Annotated in this window: 20 protein-coding genes, 1 other RNA gene and 2 pseudogenes; 18 read left to right on the top strand and 5 right to left on the bottom strand. The window is 45.2% G+C overall.

Annotated features, from left to right (window positions below; all coding sequences use genetic code 11):
- Positions 1-2 precede the first annotated feature (2 nt).
- The 5 genes and pseudogenes from tnpC to ACO6VG_RS10645 all read left to right on the top strand — a co-directional run bounded on the left by tnpC (position 3) and on the right by ACO6VG_RS10645 (position 4439).
- Positions 3-1553, top strand: a complete 1551-nt coding sequence (gene tnpC / locus ACO6VG_RS10665; RefSeq protein WP_422472703.1) for an IS66 family transposase — start codon at positions 3-5, stop codon at positions 1551-1553.
- 29 nt (positions 1554-1582) lie between these two features.
- Positions 1583-2005, top strand: a pseudogene (locus ACO6VG_RS10660) (sugar transferase); the annotation flags it as partial.
- A 76-nt stretch (positions 2006-2081) separates the two neighbouring features.
- Positions 2082-3482: an O-antigen ligase family protein gene (locus tag ACO6VG_RS10655; RefSeq protein WP_422411900.1), complete on the top strand. Its 1401-nt coding sequence runs from the start codon at positions 2082-2084 to the stop codon at positions 3480-3482.
- A gap of 137 nt (positions 3483-3619) precedes the next feature.
- The gene (locus tag ACO6VG_RS10650) at positions 3620-3925 is read left to right on the top strand and encodes a hypothetical protein (RefSeq protein WP_422136895.1); all 306 of its coding nucleotides are present in this window, start codon (positions 3620-3622) and stop codon (positions 3923-3925) included.
- Positions 3915-4439: a hypothetical protein gene (locus ACO6VG_RS10645; protein ID WP_422136894.1), complete on the top strand. Its 525-nt coding sequence runs from the start codon at positions 3915-3917 to the stop codon at positions 4437-4439. Before ACO6VG_RS10650 ends, ACO6VG_RS10645 begins: the two co-directional genes overlap by 11 nt.
- Before the next feature lie 263 nt (positions 4440-4702).
- Here ACO6VG_RS10645 and ACO6VG_RS10640 read toward each other — a convergent pair whose 3' ends face one another.
- Positions 4703-5284 carry an ATP-dependent zinc protease gene (locus tag ACO6VG_RS10640; protein WP_422136893.1) on the bottom strand — a complete coding sequence of 194 codons (582 nt, stop codon included), beginning with the start codon at positions 5282-5284 and terminating at the stop codon, positions 4703-4705.
- Positions 5285-5843: 559 nt separating this feature from the next.
- On the opposite strand from ACO6VG_RS10640, the gene ACO6VG_RS10635 reads away from it, so the two are divergent.
- From ACO6VG_RS10635 to ACO6VG_RS10620, 4 genes are all read left to right on the top strand, one after another.
- The gene (locus ACO6VG_RS10635) at positions 5844-6167 is read left to right on the top strand and encodes a RusA family crossover junction endodeoxyribonuclease (protein ID WP_422139878.1); all 324 of its coding nucleotides are present in this window, start codon (positions 5844-5846) and stop codon (positions 6165-6167) included.
- Between the two features lie 73 nt (positions 6168-6240).
- On the top strand, positions 6241-6900 hold the full coding sequence (locus ACO6VG_RS10630) for a hypothetical protein (RefSeq protein ID WP_422139877.1): 660 nt from the start codon (positions 6241-6243) through the stop codon (positions 6898-6900).
- A 262-nt stretch (positions 6901-7162) separates the two neighbouring features.
- Positions 7163-8797, top strand: a complete 1635-nt coding sequence (locus ACO6VG_RS10625; RefSeq protein WP_422472526.1) for an IS1634 family transposase — start codon at positions 7163-7165, stop codon at positions 8795-8797.
- A 684-nt stretch (positions 8798-9481) separates the two neighbouring features.
- Positions 9482-9808, top strand: a complete 327-nt coding sequence (locus ACO6VG_RS10620) for a hypothetical protein (RefSeq protein ID WP_422139875.1) — start codon at positions 9482-9484, stop codon at positions 9806-9808.
- Positions 9809-9903: 95 nt separating this feature from the next.
- On the opposite strand, the gene ACO6VG_RS10615 is transcribed toward ACO6VG_RS10620, so the two are convergent.
- Complete coding sequence (locus ACO6VG_RS10615; protein WP_422136891.1) at positions 9904-10323, bottom strand: hypothetical protein; 420 nt, start codon at positions 10321-10323, stop codon at positions 9904-9906.
- A 419-nt stretch (positions 10324-10742) separates the two neighbouring features.
- Between ACO6VG_RS10615 and ACO6VG_RS10610 the strand changes: the two genes are divergently transcribed.
- The 8 genes from ACO6VG_RS10610 (at position 10743) to ssrA (ending at position 15860) form a co-directional block, all read left to right on the top strand.
- Complete coding sequence (locus ACO6VG_RS10610) at positions 10743-11057, top strand: type II toxin-antitoxin system HigB family toxin (RefSeq protein ID WP_422136890.1); 315 nt, start codon at positions 10743-10745, stop codon at positions 11055-11057.
- Positions 11054-11479, top strand: a complete 426-nt coding sequence (locus tag ACO6VG_RS10605; protein WP_422136889.1) for a helix-turn-helix domain-containing protein — start codon at positions 11054-11056, stop codon at positions 11477-11479. Before ACO6VG_RS10610 ends, ACO6VG_RS10605 begins: the two co-directional genes overlap by 4 nt.
- Positions 11480-12355: 876 nt before the next feature.
- A complete protein-coding gene (locus ACO6VG_RS10600; protein WP_422136888.1) occupies positions 12356-12610 on the top strand; it encodes a type II toxin-antitoxin system HicA family toxin in 255 nt (84 codons plus the stop codon).
- Complete coding sequence (locus ACO6VG_RS10595) at positions 12607-12939, top strand: type II toxin-antitoxin system HicB family antitoxin (RefSeq protein WP_422136887.1); 333 nt, start codon at positions 12607-12609, stop codon at positions 12937-12939. The genes ACO6VG_RS10600 and ACO6VG_RS10595 overlap by 4 nt, the downstream gene beginning before the upstream one ends.
- 242 nt (positions 12940-13181) lie before the next feature.
- Positions 13182-13940, top strand: a complete 759-nt coding sequence (locus tag ACO6VG_RS10590) for a tyrosine-protein phosphatase (protein ID WP_422139873.1) — start codon at positions 13182-13184, stop codon at positions 13938-13940.
- Positions 13933-14550, top strand: a complete 618-nt coding sequence (locus ACO6VG_RS10585; RefSeq protein WP_422473795.1) for a hypothetical protein — start codon at positions 13933-13935, stop codon at positions 14548-14550. Before ACO6VG_RS10590 ends, ACO6VG_RS10585 begins: the two co-directional genes overlap by 8 nt.
- Before the next feature lie 62 nt (positions 14551-14612).
- Positions 14613-15440 (top strand): UTP--glucose-1-phosphate uridylyltransferase GalU, encoded by an 828-nt coding sequence (gene galU / locus ACO6VG_RS10580; protein ID WP_422136884.1) that lies wholly within the window; start codon positions 14613-14615, stop codon positions 15438-15440.
- Positions 15441-15495: 55 nt separating this feature from the next.
- Positions 15496-15860, top strand: a transfer-messenger RNA (tmRNA) gene (gene ssrA, locus ACO6VG_RS10575).
- A gap of 72 nt (positions 15861-15932) precedes the next feature.
- On the opposite strand, the gene ACO6VG_RS10570 is transcribed toward ssrA, so the two are convergent.
- The gene (locus ACO6VG_RS10570) at positions 15933-16433 is read right to left on the bottom strand and encodes a hypothetical protein (RefSeq protein WP_422136883.1); all 501 of its coding nucleotides are present in this window, start codon (positions 16431-16433) and stop codon (positions 15933-15935) included.
- A gap of 229 nt (positions 16434-16662) precedes the next feature.
- On the opposite strand from ACO6VG_RS10570, the pseudogene ACO6VG_RS10565 reads away from it, so the two are divergent.
- Positions 16663-17831, top strand: a pseudogene (locus ACO6VG_RS10565) (IS3 family transposase).
- Positions 17832-17997: 166 nt separating this feature from the next.
- Here the strand turns inward: ACO6VG_RS10565 and ACO6VG_RS10560 are convergent.
- Complete coding sequence (locus ACO6VG_RS10560; RefSeq protein WP_422473793.1) at positions 17998-19470, bottom strand: hypothetical protein; 1473 nt, start codon at positions 19468-19470, stop codon at positions 17998-18000.
- 31 nt (positions 19471-19501) lie between these two features.
- The gene (locus tag ACO6VG_RS10555; RefSeq protein WP_422473791.1) at positions 19502-19726 is read right to left on the bottom strand and encodes a hypothetical protein; all 225 of its coding nucleotides are present in this window, start codon (positions 19724-19726) and stop codon (positions 19502-19504) included.
- Positions 19727-19969 lie beyond the last annotated feature (243 nt).

The raw sequence follows: 19969 nt of genomic DNA, 5'->3' as shown, positions 1-19969 counted from the left end.
CCATGAAATTACCTGTTTCGACCCCCGGCACCACTGACCAGGACCTGCTCCAGCAGATCCTGGTCTTGCTGTCGGAGCGTGATCAGGAAATAGCTTCTCTTAAACATCAGCTGGCCTGGTTTAAACATCAGCTATTTGGTGAAAAATCCGAAAAGCGCCTGATTGAGAATCCGGACCAGCTGGCGCTGGGAGAAATCCTTCAGGACAAGCCTGAAGAGCAGGAAACTCCCACAGAAACCATCACTTACGAACGGCGGAAAAAGAATCGCCCTGAAGACTGTGTGACCGATCAGGGGCTGCGCTTTACTGAAGATGTACCGGTTGAACTCATCCCGATGCCTGCTGCAGAAATGAAGGGTGAAGACGCAGACCAGTACGAAATCATTGACTACAAGTACACCTATCGGCTGGCGCAGCGCCCTGCCAGCTATGTCATCCTGAAATATCAGCGCGAAGTCGTTCGCCATAAGCCCAGCCAGACGCTAACAACGGTAGCCGCACCATCAGGATTATTTGATCGCAGCTTTGCCGATGTCAGCTTTATCGCAGGTCTGCTGGTAGAGAAGTACCGCTTTCACGCACCGCTTTACCGCCAGCATCAGAAACTTGAGTCCAGTGGTATTACTATCAGCCGTGGAACCCTGACACATCTTGAGCAGCGTGCCGGGCACTTACTCAAACCCATCGCTGACGAAGTGCTCAACAGCTGTCTGGAAAGTCGTGTCCTCACTCTGGATGAAACGCCCGGAAAAGCGGGCCGTAAAAGCAAGGGCAAGATGCAAAGAGGCTACTTCTGGTGTTTTTACGGAGACCAGAATGAGATAGCTTTTACTTTCTCCACCACTCGTTCTGGCAGGGTCGTAGAACCTTATCTGAAAGAGTATAAGGGGGTCTTGCTGACCGATGGTTATTCGGAATACGACCGCCTGTGCATGAAATACCCCAAAATCATCCATGCCCAGTGCTGGACACATAGCAGGAGATACTTCGTTAAGTCACAAGAGGTCGAGCCAGAAGCCGCAAAAGAGGCGCTGGACTGCATAGGTGCGATCTATCAAGTCGAAGACGAAATCCGCAAAGCTGAGCTGCAAGGCGAAGCAAAGCGGGAATACCGCCAACAGAATGGCAAGCCACTGGTTGATCAGTTCTTTAACTGGCATGAAGAACAACTTCGTCGCCTGAATCTGGTGAAAAGCAACCCATTGAGCAAGGCTCTTGGCTACGTGAACAAACGGGAAAAAGAGCTACGGCTTTATCTGGATAATCCGGATGTCGCCATTGATACGAATCACCTGGAGCGAAGTCTCAGGTGTATCCCGATGGGGAGAAAAAACTGGCTTTTTTGCTGGACAGAAGAAGGAGCAGACAATGTTGCCGTGTTCCAGACGTTAATCGTCAGTTGTCTTCTTGCAGGCATTGATCCATACAAGTACTTCGTCGATGTGCTTCAGCGCATCAGTTACCATCCGGCTCGAGATATCCGGGAGCTAATCCCACGAATCTGGAAAGAGAAATTCGGGGCCAATCCGTTAAAATCCGATCTCGATAAGTAGGGGGAGTCTATACCCTGCTTGAACGCTTACAGTTCCGCAGTATGAAGGTACATAAGGAAGGCGAGGGTAAAGTAACCCAGGCCACCAAAGGTGATCCGCGAGTGACTAAAGTCGGTGCCTTTATTCGCCGCACCAGTCTGGATGAGCTGCCCCAGTTTATTAATGTGCTGCAGGGGCGGATGTCCATTGTCGGGCCAAGGCCTCATGCCCTGGCTCATAATGAGTATTACAAAGACCTGGTGGAATCCTATATGAAACGCCATAAAGTGAAACCGGGTATTACCGGTCTGGCCCAGGTGCGCGGCTTCAGGGGTGAGACCGATACACTGGATAAGATGCAGCGAAGGGTGGAGTGTGACCTGGAATACATCAACAACTGGTCGCTGTGGTTGGATATCAGGATTATCATCGGTACCGTGTTTAAAGGGTTTATGAACCCTAACGCCTATTGATTTGACGCTGCCTGCCTTGCCCGAAAAAGATAAGACTGAGACTTTTATGAGCAGCGGGCAGCGGATTTAAATAAACATGAAACAAGTTCTTTTTTTAGCATTGCTGGCGGTGATGCTCTGGCTGCCGTTACCCGAAGGCAGCAAGCCCGAGTGGGCGATGGGGATTATGATGATGCTGGTCTTCGGGCTGGCGTTGTTCTGGTTACTGGGTTATGCCCTGAATCGGCTGCCGGTGACCCTTGTTTTTCAGAAAGCCCGCTGGTTTCACGTTGGGTTTATTCTGATCACCAGCTGGCTGTTTATACAACAAACGCCGCTACCGGCTAATTGGGTAAAAACGATTTCCCCCCATGCGTGGGATATTCATTCTCAAGCCAGTTTGGCATTGGAATTGCCTCTTCCCGAATGGCTCCCACTCTCTATTGATCCTTTTGCCACGCTGGTTACGGCCTTGCTGACAATGGCTTATTACCTGCTGTTTTGCCTGTGTCTTCTACTGATTGACCGGCCTGAGAAACTGAAAATCTTTGCCTGGGTGCTGGTCATTTCAGGTATTTTACAAGCAGTGTTTGGTTCATTAACTACGCTGTCAGGTCTGGAGGTTTTGCTGTTCCGGGATAAGCCCTCTTACTTCGGTGTCGCCACCGGTACCTTTGTGAACCGTAACAGTTTTGCCGGTTTTCTGGAGATGACTTTAGCCGCTGGTATGGGGTTGCTGATTGCCCAGCTTAATGAGCGACCTTCCCAAAGTTGGCAGGAATGGCTGCACCGCACCCTGAAAACCCTGATGAGCAATAAGGTAATTCTCCGCACCGGGCTGGCCATTATGGTGATTGGTCTGGTGCTCTCGCGCTCACGTATGGGGAATACTGCGTTTTTCACAAGCCTGATGGTGACCGGCTTTTTGTACGTCATCTGTCGAAAACAGCTGAGCCGGAGTATGGTGGTGCTGTTTGTCAGTTTACTGGTGATCGACATTGCTATTGTCAGTCAATGGTTTGGCCTGGAGAAGGTGGTGGAGCGTCTTGAGCAGACTTCACTGGAACGGGAGACCCGTCCCAATGTCTCCGAAGTGACACTAAATGCCATTGGCGATTTTGGCCTGACCGGCTCCGGTGGCGGCTCCTTCTATACGACACTGCCTTTTTATCACGATGGTAGCTGGAGGGGGTATTATGACTTGGCCCATAATGATTTTCTGCAGTTTCCCCTGGAGTTTGGTTTGCTCGCTTATGCCATTCTGGCGCTGATGGTGCTTGCTGCGGTCTGGCATGCCATTGTGGCCATGCGCCAGCGTCGTAATCGGCTGATGATTGGTATGGGCTTTACAGCCTTTATGGGCATTCTGGCCATTATGATTCACTCATCGGTGGATTTTAATCTGCAAATCCCTTCTAACTCAGCGTATTTTATCTGCATGATGGCGCTGGCATTGCTGGCGCGATATTTGCCGACGGTTGGCAAAACACGCAGGTAAAAGATCTCTGGTGAGAGGTTTTTGAATAGGGATAAATCATGAAAGCCCCCGAAGTCACTGAGTTCAATGGCTATAAGGATGTCCACCTTAATAGACTATAATTTTCTGTCACATATGTATTGGAGCAACATATAAGCATGAAATTTACTATTGAAGGTAATGATTGCATGCCTCCACTTTCAGGAGGTTATTTAATCATTTTTCTTGACAACCAGGAAATACATGTTGTTAGTGTTCCATCTCCAAATATATTTGCAGATAGACATAAGGACAGCATTTCAGAAAATCATGATGAATTTGAAGACTCGAATGGAAATGAATTTTCAATATCGGTATGGTCTTCAAATGTGGGTGTGGATTGGCAGCTAGACATAACGTCAACTAATAATAGAGAAAACTTAAAAGAACGTATTGGTGTGGAGTATCGCCCAAATGACTTCTGACCGATGCAAAAGTAGTTTCTATGAAGAATTCTGTTCTGGTATAGAAATAATAGAAAACCAAAGTAATGATAAGTTTCACAATAAATTATATTTTTCTAATGTAATAAGCTTGATGGAAAAATATCTATATGACCTTTTCATAAATGAAATCTCTTCAAATAGGGAGGCGATTGTAAGATTAGGAATGCAGAATAAATTTAGAACTGAATCACTGAAAATTCCTTACTTGCTTCATCATACAGTTGAAGAATATTTAATTAATGCAATGAAAAACATGGTCTGGCATAGACTTAACGATATTGATGTTTTGTTCAAAAATGTAATTGGTATAAAGATTAATATCAGTACAACATTGCTTGAAATTCTCAACATAAGGCACCACATCATTCACAGAAATGGTTACGATCTTGAAGGAAATAAAGTAGTAATTGAAGATCAAGATTTACAATACTGTATAGCCCTAGTCAACTCTTTTGTATTCGAAATAGATAAAAAGTATCAGGCTCAAAGGTAAATGAACAAATTGTAGTTTTGTGCATTAGCAACATAACGAATCTGTCATTTATGACGCATGTCAACAATGGAAAGTAGATCATAAACTTGCTGATATTCTGCTCTTAACCATCTCTGCGGTCATTGCAGGTTGTGAAGATCGGTAAGAAATTGAAGACTTCGGCAATGAAAGGCAGCCATGAGCACACAATACCTGTCTGAAATCCTTGCTGGGTGTGAGGTTTCGTGATTTTTCCCCAGGCTTTTAAGCCTTTCAGCCACTTTTCAGTGGCTGAAAGCAATGCCTCCGGCTGGCTGGCAGCTATCCAGAAGATACTGTTGTGAGGTATCAATCACTGCCAGGTCATCCAGCGTATTCCGCCCAAGCAGAATACTCTGGGGAAATTTGGAACGTGAGGTAAGGCTGAACTCGGTGGTGGTTTTTATATTGCCCAGTTCGATAGTGGCTTCTATGACGGGCCGTCGTTGTGGTTTCCCGGAATGGGTTAGTACACGAATAAACCGTTTAACGGGTTTGAGCAGGGTCACTTCCCGACCATAACCGCCCCGCTCTGTCAGGATCTTGAACCTTACCCAGTCTGAACCATTGACTGAGGTTTCGAAATTAATATCCCTGGCATCCATAGAGGATGTGGTGGAACCGGAGTCAATCAGTGCGGGAAGTTGGGTATCAAACTGATGGTCAATGCGAGTCACGGTTTCCAGATGGCCCACCAGGTAACGGTTGCCAATATTGCACTGTTGAGAAGTGCTGGCCGAAAGGGGCTGAGACAGTGGCGGGAATAACAGCATCAGAGCCAGTGAAAGAAAACCAGCTGCATAGCGCAGCCTTAGAGAATACAACATATCTTCCTCCATGAAGGTACTACTTCTTTAACCTTTCCTTAAGTGTATTCATGGAGGATGGTGTTGCCGGAGGGTGCTGACCAGAGGCATTAAATGGCGATGTACCTAATTATCCCGATGATTGCTCAGGGTCAGGGCGTCAGGAGTTCAGCACTGCGAACGGGCTTATCGGGTTTCTGGTGAATGGGATTTGTGAAAACGTCAATATCACGGCGAAAATCATGAACGAGCCTCTGCTGACTAATGCCACCATTCTCCTTTGGGTGGTAGTTGCAGAGGTGCCGGTGATTAATGCATCATCTTGTGACGTCCCAGCAGTTCGAAATAGACAGAAACTATTCTTCAATAAAAGCAAAGTACGTTGTTTGCTCCAGCTAATTATACAATTGCCATTTGACAAGAGCAGGCAAAGGGTTGGCACACTGCGTTAGCCTCTCCTACAAATTCGCAACTATTGATTTTTGATGGTTATAGGTAATACTACTCTTACTCAAAATCCAAGAAAGCAAGGCTTGACTGTGTAACGTCAAGTTACGAAAATTCAGTAAGGTAGTACAATGTGATTGAGTTTTTATTGCATAAAAGGCCAGTGTCGCTCCAAGTAAAGAGGCGAGAAAATCTTCAAGCATGGAAAGATTTTATTTACGGGAGGGCCAGGCAATTCTGGCGTGGCCCACCTTTAACAGAAGATAACGACATACACCTAACAGTCGTCTATTTTTGTAATGATTCACCTGTCGATGTGGACAATATAATTAAACCTATTCAAGACGCACTTAGCAGCCTTGTATTCGCTGATGATGTGCAAATCACTGACGTTGAAAGCCATCGCCGCTATTTATCCGATGGTATTGATGTGTTACAAATTTGCCCTCTATGCTAGCTGAAGCAGCAGCAACAGGCGAAGAAAGTGTATATATTAAAGTTGGACTTGCTAGTGCTTTAGAGGAATATTTATGAAATCTTTTTATGAGAAGTGCGAGCAAAAAGCAAATGAGCTTGCTGAAGAGTTACATGAGAAAGGATACTCTGTTAATATACAGCCTCAGAGGGACTCACTTCCTTTCACTCTTGAAAATTATCAGCCTGATATTATTGCCACAAAAGGAACTGAAGGTCTTATCATAGAAATAAAATCCTCAGCCAAGCGAGTCTCTATTGATAAATTCCAAAGTATTTCAAATGAGATTTCAAAGCACGAAGGGTGGAGGTTCATATTGGTCACCCTTGACGATGAGGGGATTGATTTATTTTCATATAGCAATGAGTCTCTACCTAGTAGAGATGAAATCAATGAGCGCAAAGAAGAAGTTGAACAACTGATAACAATAGGAATGTTTGATGCTGCACTGTTGTATTTATGGAGTACATTGGAAAGCTGTTTAAGGATTTTAGCCTTAAATACAAACATTCCAGTAGAAAGATTGGCGTTTAATAAATTATCTGATCACTTATATTCTAATGGAGAATTATCTATCGAACAGCATGAGTACTTGAAACAGATAATAGTGTTAAGAAATCAAGCAGCGCATGGATTTAATACAGAAATTCAAGCAGATCAGTTAAACACCGGTGTCAAAATATTAGAAGATCTTAATACTAGAGAACGAGGCTAACACATATGCTTAGGGTAGACATTAAGCCCCACCCTCAGCACAAAGACCTAATCTTGTACGCCCTGAACAACCATCTCGTGCAGGGTGTTCACGTTTCGCATTATTTGCCCAGAAGTTGTGCAGCTTCCTTATATGTGAGAGCAGAGACTTTCCTGCATTCATCAGGGATAAAATGACATTACCAACTGCCTTTCACCACCCCGATTGATATTTGCCTAAAATCTGTTGTCAAAGAAATAAACAGACATTCAGGTGCACCAACATGCCTCAAGCTCAATACCAGTCTAAGAACCTCAACCACCTTGGCTTGGTTGCCGCTATGTGTCGGGAGTTAAAGATAGCCGAATACATTGATGCCCGTATCACAAATGACTCCGATGTTCGTAATGTCACTATTGGACAAGCTGTAGTTGCAATGATCATCAATGGCTTGGGCTTTACGGGGCAAACTCTGTACATGCTCCCTGAGTTTTTTGAGGATAAGCCGATTGACCGCCTTATCGGGGAAGATATACAGGCTGAACACTTGAACGACAAGGTACTTGGTCGGGCTCTCGACAGTTTGTACGACGCTGGTGTTAGCGACTTGTATCTCAATCTGGCCGTCAAGGTCGTCAATCATCTGAAACTTCCTTGCAAGGCATTAAATCTGGATGGCACCAGCTTTCATGTGGATGGAGTCTATAACAGTCATGACAATCCAGACGACTTAAATTGTATTCATATCTGCCAAGGTTACAGCCGTGACCACCGGCCTGACCTGAATCAGGTAGTCTTGCAGTTAATGACTGAAAATCAGGCGGGCATCCCTGTGTTTATGGCCCCTGCCAGCGGTAATGTAAACGACAAAACCTGTTTTCAGGAAATTATCAAAAATCATCTGTCATGTTTTAAGGCCGCTTTGAATAGCCGCTATCTGGTTGCTGATGCTGCCATGTATGTTGCAGAAACCCTTCAGTTGCTTGATGAGCAAAAGCAGCTGTTTATCTCCCGGGTGCCCCTGAACATCAAGGAGGCAAAGGAGCTGGTCTGCAAAGCGCCAACCATGTCGCTGGTGCCTGTTGAAGGCTATGAAGATTACTACTCAGCTGAAGTGCCTTCCTGCTACGGAGGGGTTCAGCAACGATGGTTCCTGTTTCTCAACAAAAAGCGCGGGCTTAGTGAACGGAAAACATTGACCCGAAAGATGCAAAAGCAGTCACTGAAAGAGGCCCGTGATCTGGAGAAGCTGAGCAAAAAGGCCTTTTTGTGCCGGGACGATGCATTGAAGGCTTTTGCCTTGTGGCAGAAACAATCGAGACTTTGCCAAAGCGAAACAGAGCCAGAGGTTATCCGTAAACCCTGCTATTCGGGCAAAGGAAGACCATCGCCGGATAGCAAGCCTGATCACTTCGAGTACTTTGTGCAGGCTGAGTGCTTTGTTTCCTGCGAGAAAAGGGAGCATGCAGAAGCCTCACTGGGTTGTTTTATCCTAAGCACCAATGAACTGGATAAAAATAGTTTGAATGCCTCTGAGCTGCTGTCTACTTATAAGTCGCAACAAAAAGTTGAAGGCGGCTTTCGGTTCCTGAAGAGCCCGGACTTTCTGGTCTCTTCGCTCTATCTGAAGAAAGCGGAACGTATTGAAGCCCTGTTAATGGTGATGACTCTATGCCTGATGGTCTATGCTGCTATCCAGCACAGAATCAGGCAGGAACTGAAAAAGCAAAGTCGTGTATTTCCAGACCAGAAAAAAAAGCCCTGCCAGAACCCAACAGCAAGATGGGTATTTTTCTGTTTCCAGGGGCTTAGTGTATTAACGGTCAATAATCAGGAGGAACATGTGATTGGCTTGAAGGAAAGGCAGTGGACGATCATTCAAATTTTGGGCATTTTTTACGAGTCCATGTATTCCTGATAGGGGTGGTGAAAGGCGGTTACCAAACAACCGGGTTCCACTTTTCATCGCCTTATGCGTCGAGATTTCTTCAATGGCTCCACTTTCATAAAGGTTCGCCTGCGCAGCGTGGGCAAGATACTTTTTCAACGTCACAACCACGAAGGATATTAGAATCAGACTAAACACCAGTGTCGCTGATTTAGTGTTAAAACGATGCCACCCTGAATAGGACTTGGTCAAAGTTATTGAGGAGGTTCTGAGTAAAAACTCATAAAAAAAATCCAGAGGTCGGCGCCGACACGCTGCCCCTGAATTTGGCGTTATGCGCTTAGTAGTAAGGTGCATTCAACTATCTGCTATATTGTATTTCCTGAATTAATTATTTTGTATGAGGTTTTCTATAGTGAGTCAACTGAAAAGAATAAAGTCGGCCTTGATTAACTAAGCTTATCTTGATCCAAAAGATTTCAAAATTAATATAATCCGAGGTGAGCCAGCTACTGTAGAACATCTCGAATCAGGAATAACCATATCAATCTATCCAAATGATTCGATTATTGTTAATGGGGCAGCATTAAAAATATGGGCCATGAACAAAAATTAAAAGTTTGGATTTAGACAGTGATGAATGGGTGAATGTTTGGAGAAGACTTAAAGATAATAACGAGATATAAAACATTTAAAAAGTCATGGGGTTAATAATTGATTGCCTTCATTAAGTGGTTAAATGAACCAAACCGAATCAAAAATTGGTTCTCTTGGTTGGCCTGGGTTAGCTTATCTGCATTATTCATTGCGGCTGGTCATAAGGCAGGATACTGGCCAGTAACATTTCTGGGTATTTTTTCTGCATTCTTATGTTGGGTTTCTTCTGTTCATAGTTTATCAAACCTCGTAGGGGATTTTATTACCAAAAGGTTACCAAAATGGTTGGGCTGGCCTATTGCAGGTATTGTTGTTGCTATAATGCCACTTGGTATCCTGATTCTACTATCAATGTCACTGGTCGCACTCATCAGCAGCGCATAACGAATAAGGATAGATCGCGCCCAGCCGCAATCTTATCCTGTTGTTGCACAAGCAGACGACGCTAGACGTGCCGCCGCTTTGCTCATCGTTAAGTGCTATTCATGAAAATTGAACAAATGAATATTTGGATGAATTTCAAAGTTAGGCTTAATATCATGTCTTTCCAAGTCTGCCATTTCCTGAATAGCTTCTGGAGTTACTACTTTGGAAATACCATCTTGGATAATTCCGATAAAGTGTATGAGAGATTCATTAGATAGATAGTGGTATAAACGCCATATCCTGATGCCTTGAATTCTATTTTCTATCATGAAATTGAAATATTCAGACAAGCAATGATCACATCGATTTAAATTTTCTATCATTAAATTTAAGACTCTGCGAGCACCAAAACACCATGCTACCCTGTGCTCATCATACATAAGCCGATCTAATATCTCTTCGTAATCAGAGTGAACAGATGAGCTACTAAGGCAAATGACAAACAATACATACTGAAAGTATTTACTTTTCACGCTGGCAACCTGCTATAGATCAGTAAGTTAGCGGTATTATAGTTTTCATACTCCCCTGTAGCACGCACCTAAACGGGTAAGAGCTGGCCTTTCTCCAGCTCTCCCCAGTCGAGTCAACCAAGCATTCGGGCATGTAGATCTATACCGCAGTAATATGGGTGAGAATTAATGCAGAATCCCATTGGGTCTTCTCCATGTGGGATTGATTGGTTGCCTTTAGCTTATTGTTTCGGCAATAAGCTGGGGAGAAGGCTCAATAAGTACCGAATGGTTCCAGTTCGTGGGCCTGCGCCCCCTCCAACCGACGTCCGCAGCGCGGTTGAACCAGGCGTTATGCTCCTATCAATTCTTCTAGTTCACAATTTGTAAAATTCCCTTATGCGTGCTAGAGTTCACAATACGTGAATATAGAGACTATTATGCACGTTATCTCAAGAAAGCCGTTTAACGAGGCTGCAAAAAAGTATCCAAACGATGCTACTGCAATTGACGCAACCTATAAGTCATTGAGAAATAGTGATTTTCATAGCCCGAATGAGTTGAGTTCACTATTCCCCAGCTTGGATAATTTCAAGTACAAAGATAAATGGTGGGTAATAGATGTTGGTGGCAACAACCTTCGACTCATAGCTTTCATTGAGTTCAGAGACAGTAGAATGTATGTCAAACACATCGTCTCACACTCTGAATACGACAAACTATGCAAGAAGTACGCAAAGGAGGCTGGTACATGAGATACACAAATCTTAAGCAAAAGGCTCTAGACTTTTTTTCTGAAGCAGGCTTTGTAAGTCGTATTCATAGTGAGGAAGAGTATGAACAAGCTCTGGAATTGATGGAAGAACTCATCGAAGACTACGATAAATATCTTCCTCTAATCGAAGTTCTCTCTATATCCATTGAAAAATGGGAAGATGAGTCTGAGGATTTTTCAGATTTCAATGCAAGAATTGAAGCTCTGGATGATGGTGTAGCTGTTCTAAGAACACTAATGGATCAATATCAGCTCAAAGCTGATGATTTAAAAAGTGAGCTGGGAAGTAAGAGTTTGGTTTCAATGATCTTGAATGGTTCACGAAATCTAACCAGAGATCATATTCAGGCTCTTTCACAACGGTTCAAAATATCGCCGTCTGTATTCTTCAGTGGAGCATAAATCGGGTAGCCGGAGGATTCTAACCTCCAGCCCCCACTCCACGAAGCGTGCGGGTCCGCACTACACGAGTCACCGAGGATGGTGAAACCTGATCCATAAGTCTTTCAGAGAAACAAGCCCAGGATTTGCAAGAAAGCTGTCGTTCAATGCTTGCTGCACTGCGAACGTTTTGCTCAACCGGTAATACCCTTTGTTACTGGCTGCGATCGAGGCGGCTTTGATATGGTCAACGCCTAACTTGATCAGATTTATATAACGGGTTTTCGGTTTACGCCACTGCTTGATAAAACAGCAACGGATGCGCCGACGTATCCATTGATCCAGTAACAGTATGGGGCAGTAATTAAAGCGAAGCAGGCCCTTCTGTGACCAGCGGATTCTCTTCCCTGTGAAGGTAAAACTCAGGAACTCGATCTCGTGAATTTCACCACCTTGCTTGTGGTCGGGTTGACTGTCAGTTTTAGTCGACGTTCAAGGTACTGAGTGATGCTTTCCATCACCCTTTCCCCTGCCCATTGGCTGCGAACCAATATCACGAAGTCATCGCAATATCTTGCGAAACAGTGACCCCGGTATTCCAGTTCCTTGTCCAGGTTATCAAGAAGTACATTCAACAGTAGCGGTTAAAGTGGACCACCTTGTGACATACCTACCCGAGTGGGGTAGCATTGCCCATCAATCTTATCAGTTGGCCTGTTAGGCGCAAGATCCGATGCTGGTTTACCCAGAAGGGACTTTCATCCCATAATTTCATGCCCATGCCGGGCGTACCAAAAAATTTCAGCGGACACTAGCTCCGTTGGTGCCGCTGAATTTGGCGTTAGGCTCCTAAAATATCATTTGGTATGATTGCGCATTAAGCTATCATTTCAAATCATGAATAATGCAAATAGAAAAACACTAAAGGCGCTATTTGCCGACCCGATAAATGGCAATATTGAGTGGCGCAAGCTCGAAGCATTGTTTCTGTCATTGGGAGCCAAACGGACAACTAAGGGAGGTTCTTCAGTCAGTTTCGTTCTGAATGATGTACGTGCTGATTTTCATAGACCGCACCCAGACAAAGCATCGCTACGGTACCGGATTAAGGATGCCAGGCGTTTTCTGGAACAGGCAGGGATTAAACCATGAATATAATGAAATATAGAGGCTATATAGCCAGAGTTGAATACGATGATGAAGATCGTATATTTGTAGGGCATCTGGCTGGCATAAAAGATATTGTTGGTTTTCATGGTTCTTCTGTAGATGAACTGGAAACGGCTTTTCATGATGCGGTTAATGACTATATTGCAATCAGTGAAAAAACGGGGCGTCCGGTTCAGAGACCCTATTCGGGCAATCTGATGCTGCGGATTTCACCGGAAGTTCATGCTGCTGCTGCGACTGCCGCCGAAGCAAAAGGGAAAAGCCTGAACCAGTGGGCTTCAGAAGTTCTAAGCAATGCTTCTCAAATTTAACCTCTCTGCCTACCGAAGCCTAAATCGGGTAAGAGCTGGTCTTTCTCCAGCTCTCCCCACACCACAACAGTATGCGGGTCCGCGCCTGGCGATTGACCGAGGATGGTGAAACCTGATCCATAAGTCTTTCAGAGCAACAAGCCCAGGATTTGCAAGAAAGCTGCCGTTTAATGCCTGCTGCACTGCGAACGTTTTGCTCAACCGATAATTTCACGTGCCCTTGCGGTGAATAGCTTTTAAACATGATCGATATTCATAACCATATTATCCCCGCCATTGATGATGGCCCGGACACCCCGGAGCAGTCTCTGGAACTGCTGCGCATTGCCGAAGCCAATGATATCCAGCGGTTGGTCTGTACGCCCCATATGCATCCTGGTCGTTACGATAACGATATCACCACCATTGCTCCCGCCTTTGATGCACTGTTAGGCTTAGCCCTTGAAGCAGGCGTGGGTATTCAACTGGCCATGGGCGCTGAGGTGCGCTTCAGTGACGAGTTGATGTTTCAGCTCCGCAATGAGCGTATTCCGATGATCGGCAAGTGGGAGGGCAACGACTGTCTGTTGCTGGAGATGCCTCACCAGAATATTCCCATGGGCATTGAAGAAATGCTTGAGTGGCTGACTCGGCAGCATGTGAGGGTAGTGATTGCTCACCCGGAACGTAATAAAGAATTGATGGCCTACCCTGAGCGAATCTTCCCGCTGGTGGAGAGGGGCGCTTTGTTGCAGGTGACTGCGGGTTGCATTCCCGGTTTTTTTGGTGAAAAGGCGCAGACCACAGCCCGCTGGCTACTGGATCATGAACTGGTGCAATTTGTGGCTTCTGATGCTCATCACAGCAAACATCGACCACCCGCGATGAAGGCTGCTGCAGAGGTGCTGGATGACTGGTACGGTAAGGAGTTTCGGGATCAGTTGACGATGATCAATCCGGACTTGTTGACCTTTTCGCTCTTTGGTAACCAATCACTCTTAAAGGCTGGACGTGATGTTTAAGCGATGGTTGATGGTTTTTCCAGCGATAGTTCTGCTGGTAACCGCCTTGAATACTGCATGGAATCTGGTGCAGTCGCAGATATGGCGCTCCCAGACAGAGAACTTTCTCGATCATTGGGCTGCTAAAACGAAAGAAGATGACGGCTTCTCGGTGGATAAAGAAGAGTGGCAACTCACGCTGAATGGTGCAGATAAGGCGTTAGACAACATGCCAGGCTCTCCGGACTTGCTGGTGATGCGTGCCAAAGTACTTGATCGGGGAGTACAAGCGGGCTGGTCAAAGCATGATTACGGAGAGCTGTCAGAACTTGACGCCTGGCAACAATCCATTCTGTTAAGGCCTGGCTGGCCTTATAGCTGGAGCAACTATGCTCAGGCTCGTTCACAGCGATCATTAATTGACTCGTCGTTTGAGCAGGCATTGGTTCGCGCTGACCAACTCGGTCCGTGGGAACAATACGTAATGGAAAACGCCAGCATTCTTGGCAGATATTATCACGGATGGTTGTCTGAGCCGACTCAGCAGATGCTCAATAGCAGTCATCAGCGGCTGGTAACGCTTTATTCTCATCGGGCTAAACAGATAGAACAGAAATACCCACTGCCTTAAAGTATTAGCCATTTTCCCCAAAGGGCATAAAAAGCTCTTAAATCACAAAAGTACAATTGATTATGCTGAAAAAATGTCTTTTCCCTGCTGCCGGGTACGGTACGCGTTTTCTGCCTGCTACTAAAAGTATGCCCAAAGAGATGATGCCGGTGGTGTCCAAACCACTGATTGAATACGGTGTAGAAGAATCCCTGCAGGCTGGCTTATCGGACATCTGTATGGTGACTGGTCGCGGTAAGCGAGCACTGGAGGATCACTTCGATACCAATTACGAGCTGGAGCACCAGATCGCAGGTACGGACAAAGAAACATTGTTGACCAATATTCGACAGTTGATCGACAGCTGTACTTTTTCGTACACACGACAGCGAGAGATGAAAGGTCTGGGCCATGCCATTCTCTGTGGTGAAACATTAATTGGCAAGCAGCCCTTTGGTGTGGTCCTGGCCGATGACCTGTGTATCAATGCCGATGGGCCTGGTGTACTGGCACAGATGGCACAGCTCTACAAACAGTTCCGTTGCTCAATTGTGGCAGTCATGGAAGTGCCGGAAGATGAAGTCCATAAATACGGTGTCATTGCCGGACAGGCTATTTCTGATGACCTGATTCGCGTAGAAAATATGGTGGAAAAACCTGCCAGAGAAGAGGCTCCCAGTAATCTGGCCATTATCGGGCGCTATATTCTCACTCCGGACATTTTCGACCTGATCAGAGATACCCAGCCGGGCAAGGGAGGTGAGATCCAGATTACCGATGCGCTGATGACCCAGGCTCAGCTTGGCTGTGTGCTGGCTTATAAATTCAAGGGCAGACGGTTCGATTGCGGCAGTATTGAAGGTTTCATCGAAGCCACTAACTATTGCTACGATAAGCTTTACGCTCATTAATAATAAGTGGTTGACTTTGAACCCACTTTTTGAATAATTAGCCTCAGGTTTCACCGGGGGCGATCTGGATTCGACGACGGTTACGAAACCTTAGGTGCATGTCGAGAATGTAGTGATTCTCGTAAATCAAAACACTACAACCTTTTAGTTGCTAACGAAGACAACTTCCAAGGAGCTCTGGCAGCCTAAACCCTGCCTCCTCCCGGTCACTCCGACTTGCCTGTTGGCTGGAAATGACCGCTACTGAAAACAGGATCGCCTTGATGTCTGCCTGGGGCTGACAGGTTAAACTTTTCAGGATCGCGCAGTGTCACCCTGACCGTTGGGTCGTTCTGCGTTAACCTAATAACGGAATCTAAGCATGTAGAGCCGAAGGCGGAGAATCGGCGGACGCGGGTTCAATTCCCGCCGCCTCCACCAACTTGTCAATAGCCCTAATGAGTTCTTAGCAACCATTAGGGCTTTTTATTTTAAATTAACTATCAACCCTCGTTACTGACTCTCGAATCCATCAGGCTTCTTCTTGCCATCATAACTGACCCAGACCTTAATCCTGTTGGCATCGCCATTATCAATCCATAATAATCCATATGGATCCGCGCCTTCACTCACACTGACACTGGGGGCCTCACCAGTCTTTTTCTCCCACCAAAATTTCGCCACTCTCTCAGAGTGTGCTTTGCTTTTCACCAGGAACAGCTGGGTAGCAGCGGACTTTTCGCTACAAGCACCGGATTCAAGATAATGGATATTCATGGATTGACCGTTTTCATACGCCTGAATCGTCCCCACATAACGAGGCACGACAAAGTCAACACATACGCCCGATGAGTCCCACACTGCCTTAACGGAGTAGGCGTCCTCATCGGGTCCGACTTTCTGAAAGATTTCTACCTGCCTCACACCGTCGGAGAGAACATTCAGGGAGCATAAAGAGAACACAACCGTTAAAAACGCGAGCTTAAAGGCCTGCCTTGTATTTTGCGTCAACATAATGGAATCTCTCGCTACATCACAACAACTTACATTCTAGCTGCCTTTCACCACCCCGATTGATATTTGCCTAAAATCTGTTGTCAAAGAAATAAACAGACATTCAGGTGCACCAACATGCCTCAAGCTCAATACCAGTCTAAGAACCTCAACCACCTTGGCTTGAAGTGGTCTAATGACACCGGACACCTCGTTAAGCACAATAGTGCAACCAGTAACGAGGTTCATAATGGCAACGCGAAAACATTATTCTCAGGAATTCAAACTCAAAGCTGGAAAACTGTTTACTGAACAAGCTCAGTCGCCTACAGCAGTCGCCAGAAGTCTAGGAATTTGTGCGACTAACCTCCGTCGTTGGGTTCGACTCAGTGAAGAGAAGAAAGAGCTGGCTTTCCCCGGCAAAGGCCATCAGGCCCTGACGACTGAACAGCAGAGAATCAAAGAGCTTGAAGCTGAAAACAAACAGCTGAAAATGGAACAGGAAATCTTAAAAAAAGCCATGGCCTTCTTTGCGAAAGACCAGCTGTAAGATACGCCTTCATACAGCGGGAGAGGAAGGCCTATCCTGTCGTAACGCTATGCAAAGCACTAAAAGTTAGTCGCAGCAGCTTCTACTAATGGAATAAACAACAGGCAAAAAATCAACAGATTGACCCGGAGATGTTTCGCCTGGAGGCAGATGCCCGAGAGATTTTTGCTCAATCAGGTGACTCTTATGGAAGTCGTCGAATGGCGAAAGCCCTGCATTCAAAAGGTTACAGCATAGGGCGTTATCAGGCCAAAACCCTGATGCAACGGCTTGGCCTGCGGGTTCGGGTGGTCAAAAAATTCAAGGTGACAACCAACAGCAAACACAAACTGCCAGTGGCGGCAAACCTTTTGAATCGTGAGTTTTCAGTTTCAGCACCCGACAGAGTATACGTAGCTGATATCAGCTACCTCTGGACTCGTGAAGGCTGGGTTTATCTGGCGGCTGTCGTTGATCTGTTTTCGCGGAAAGTCGTCGGTTGGTCGATGAGTAACCGTATGACGACAGAGCTGCCCCTGGAAGCTTTGAGAATGGCTTACTGGGGCAGAAAGCCTGGAGATGGTGTGATGCACCATTCAGATCGTGGCAGCCAGTACGCGTCTCTGGAGTATCAGAATCAACTCAGGGAGTATGGGATGGTCTGTAGTATGAGTCGCAAGGGTAATTGCTGGGATAACTCTGTGATGGAGCGGTTCTTTGGCAGCCTGAAAAGGGAAAGAACGGATCATTATATTTATGATACTCGGGCAGAAGTAGAGGCACATGTTATTGATTACATTTTGTTCTACAACAATAACAGATTACATTCCTATCTGGACTATATGAGTCCAGTAGACTTCGAGAAGCAAAAATTGAAAAAAGCAGCTTAATCAGGTGTCCGTTTTTACTTGACCACTACAAAAAATGCTGGCAAAAATAAAGGCACAACACAGATACTTCATTGCAGATAACCAAGCTCAAATAGAAACAAAACATCACTCTGGAATATTCAGGGATTAGTGCTGACCACCAACAGTAAACACTGAACGTACTGATCTATTTTTTCTGCCCTGAGCAGCTCTTATCCATTAAATCAATATTCAGTTGCATCCACAGCAGAGTAGCAGCCAGGTTCACGTTGTTATGGCAGGTTCCATCATCGAGAGATAACAGGCCCCGAGTCTTATCGATCACCTGATTCACCTCCTGTTGGCGTTCTTCAGGAAAATTTTCCAGCAATCGTTTCAGACGCTGCTGCCCTTGGGTCAGATATGCAAACCTCGGAGGAAACTGGCACAGCTGATAAAGTTTAACCAAATCTGGTTCCAGCCCCCAGTCCTTCCAATTTCGCAATGCCATCATAACAAGGGATTCCAGATCAAGGGTATCAAAGGCAGGCTTGTCTAGCGTTTCAATAAAGTCCTTATCCTCCCCATTGATTACCAATCGTCCCAGTTGTTCACTTCCCTCCAGATACATTATTTGCAAAAAAAATCTCAACATCTTCTCTTTAGTAAGAGGTTCTTTTTCTGAATAATAACCGTTATCAGCCAACATGGGGAATGCCAACAATGTTTCCAGATCGTGAAACACGAATGACTCACAACCAAAGCGACTGACTTGACGTTGAGGAAAAAAGTAAAACCGGGAATCAGTAAAGCCGTGATATTTTATCGCCAGTGTTAAAGCTAAAGCGACAAAATGCGGCAGGGGTGAATAAGTTTGTTCATTATTGTAGTACTTAAAAACATTCAGGCTATCAGCGACAAAAACCCGATAATGCCCTTTGCTATTTCTCCTGATAGAAAAAACACTAATGTGGCCTGTTTTAACCTGAAAAATATAGTTTTTTGGCTCTTCGGCTGCCATTAATGGCAACTCGGTTATAAATAACGCAACCAGCTGATAAAGACACTGCGGGAAGCCAATATAAATATGCATGAGTTTTATAATATCTGCGCTGGCAGCATCCAAAACCCTCTCAACTAACTCGTCGTCGAGCAGCCCTTTGGGTAACTCAAGCTCAGGAAGCACCGCTTTGGCAAAAAATTCGATTAAATTTACTGGTAATTTCTTAAGCTTTGGATAGTCAAGTAGAACATGTGTCATTTCACCAGTTTCCAGCTTTCCAGGAAAATAAAGCTGAAGTAAACTTAGAATCGCTTTCCAACGGTATTGACTCTTCTCCAGAGAGCCTTTTTCTTCCAGAATACCGGGGTTTTCGGCGTAGAATTTTTTCACTTCTTCATTAAAGTCATCAATATTTTTTTTCTGATCCATTGTTTTCAACGACTTTTCAGTGGCCTTAAGTATTTCTTTCAGTTTTTCAAGATACCTGGCATGACCCTCACCGTTTCCGGAAGCTGACGCTGACGCTGCAGCAGAGGAACCTGAACTGCCCAGCCCTTCACTGCGTTGCTTTTTGCTTTGTCGCTGCTGCTGTGGTGGTGGCGATTGATTGCCCGTTTTGGTCTGTTTCTTGTTTTCATTACCAAAACGGTTCAATTCGAATGGATAGGCAGAAAACACCGTTGCTTTATCTGGCTGTAATCCTCCCCATTCAGAGACAGGTGAACTGACTATCGAACCTTTTTTTTTTCTTCTGTAACAGCAAAAACGGAACAACCTTAGACTCAGGTAAACGAATGGGGTCAGATAAGAAAGAGGAAAGAATCGCATCGACACCACCACTGGAGAGCAATGACGAAGTGTGAGGAATTACAGCCTGGCCGCCAGCTGACCAAAAGATGCTGGCAAAAATAAAGACATGGCTCATATTCTTCATTGTTGATAACCAAGCTCAAATAAAGACAAAAATATCATACTAGACAAAAAACTCAGATTTGCCCGACTAGGTGGTGTCTTCTTTTTGTCTTAAGAAGATTGTCTTAAACAGATCAGAAGCTCAATATATACGACATCAACTAACTAAAAACCGGGAATTCCGTCTATGTTACCTTTAGACGTATTTTCAGAACTGATTCAAGCTCAGGCAGATAATCATCGATCACAAATACCCGCTACTCCA

Source organism: Endozoicomonas sp. ALB032 (assembly GCF_049310125.1).
Lineage (GTDB): Bacteria > Pseudomonadota > Gammaproteobacteria > Pseudomonadales > Endozoicomonadaceae > Endozoicomonas_A.
Note: the sequence above shows the minus strand (reverse complement) of the source record. Positions and strands in the feature narration are given on the sequence as shown.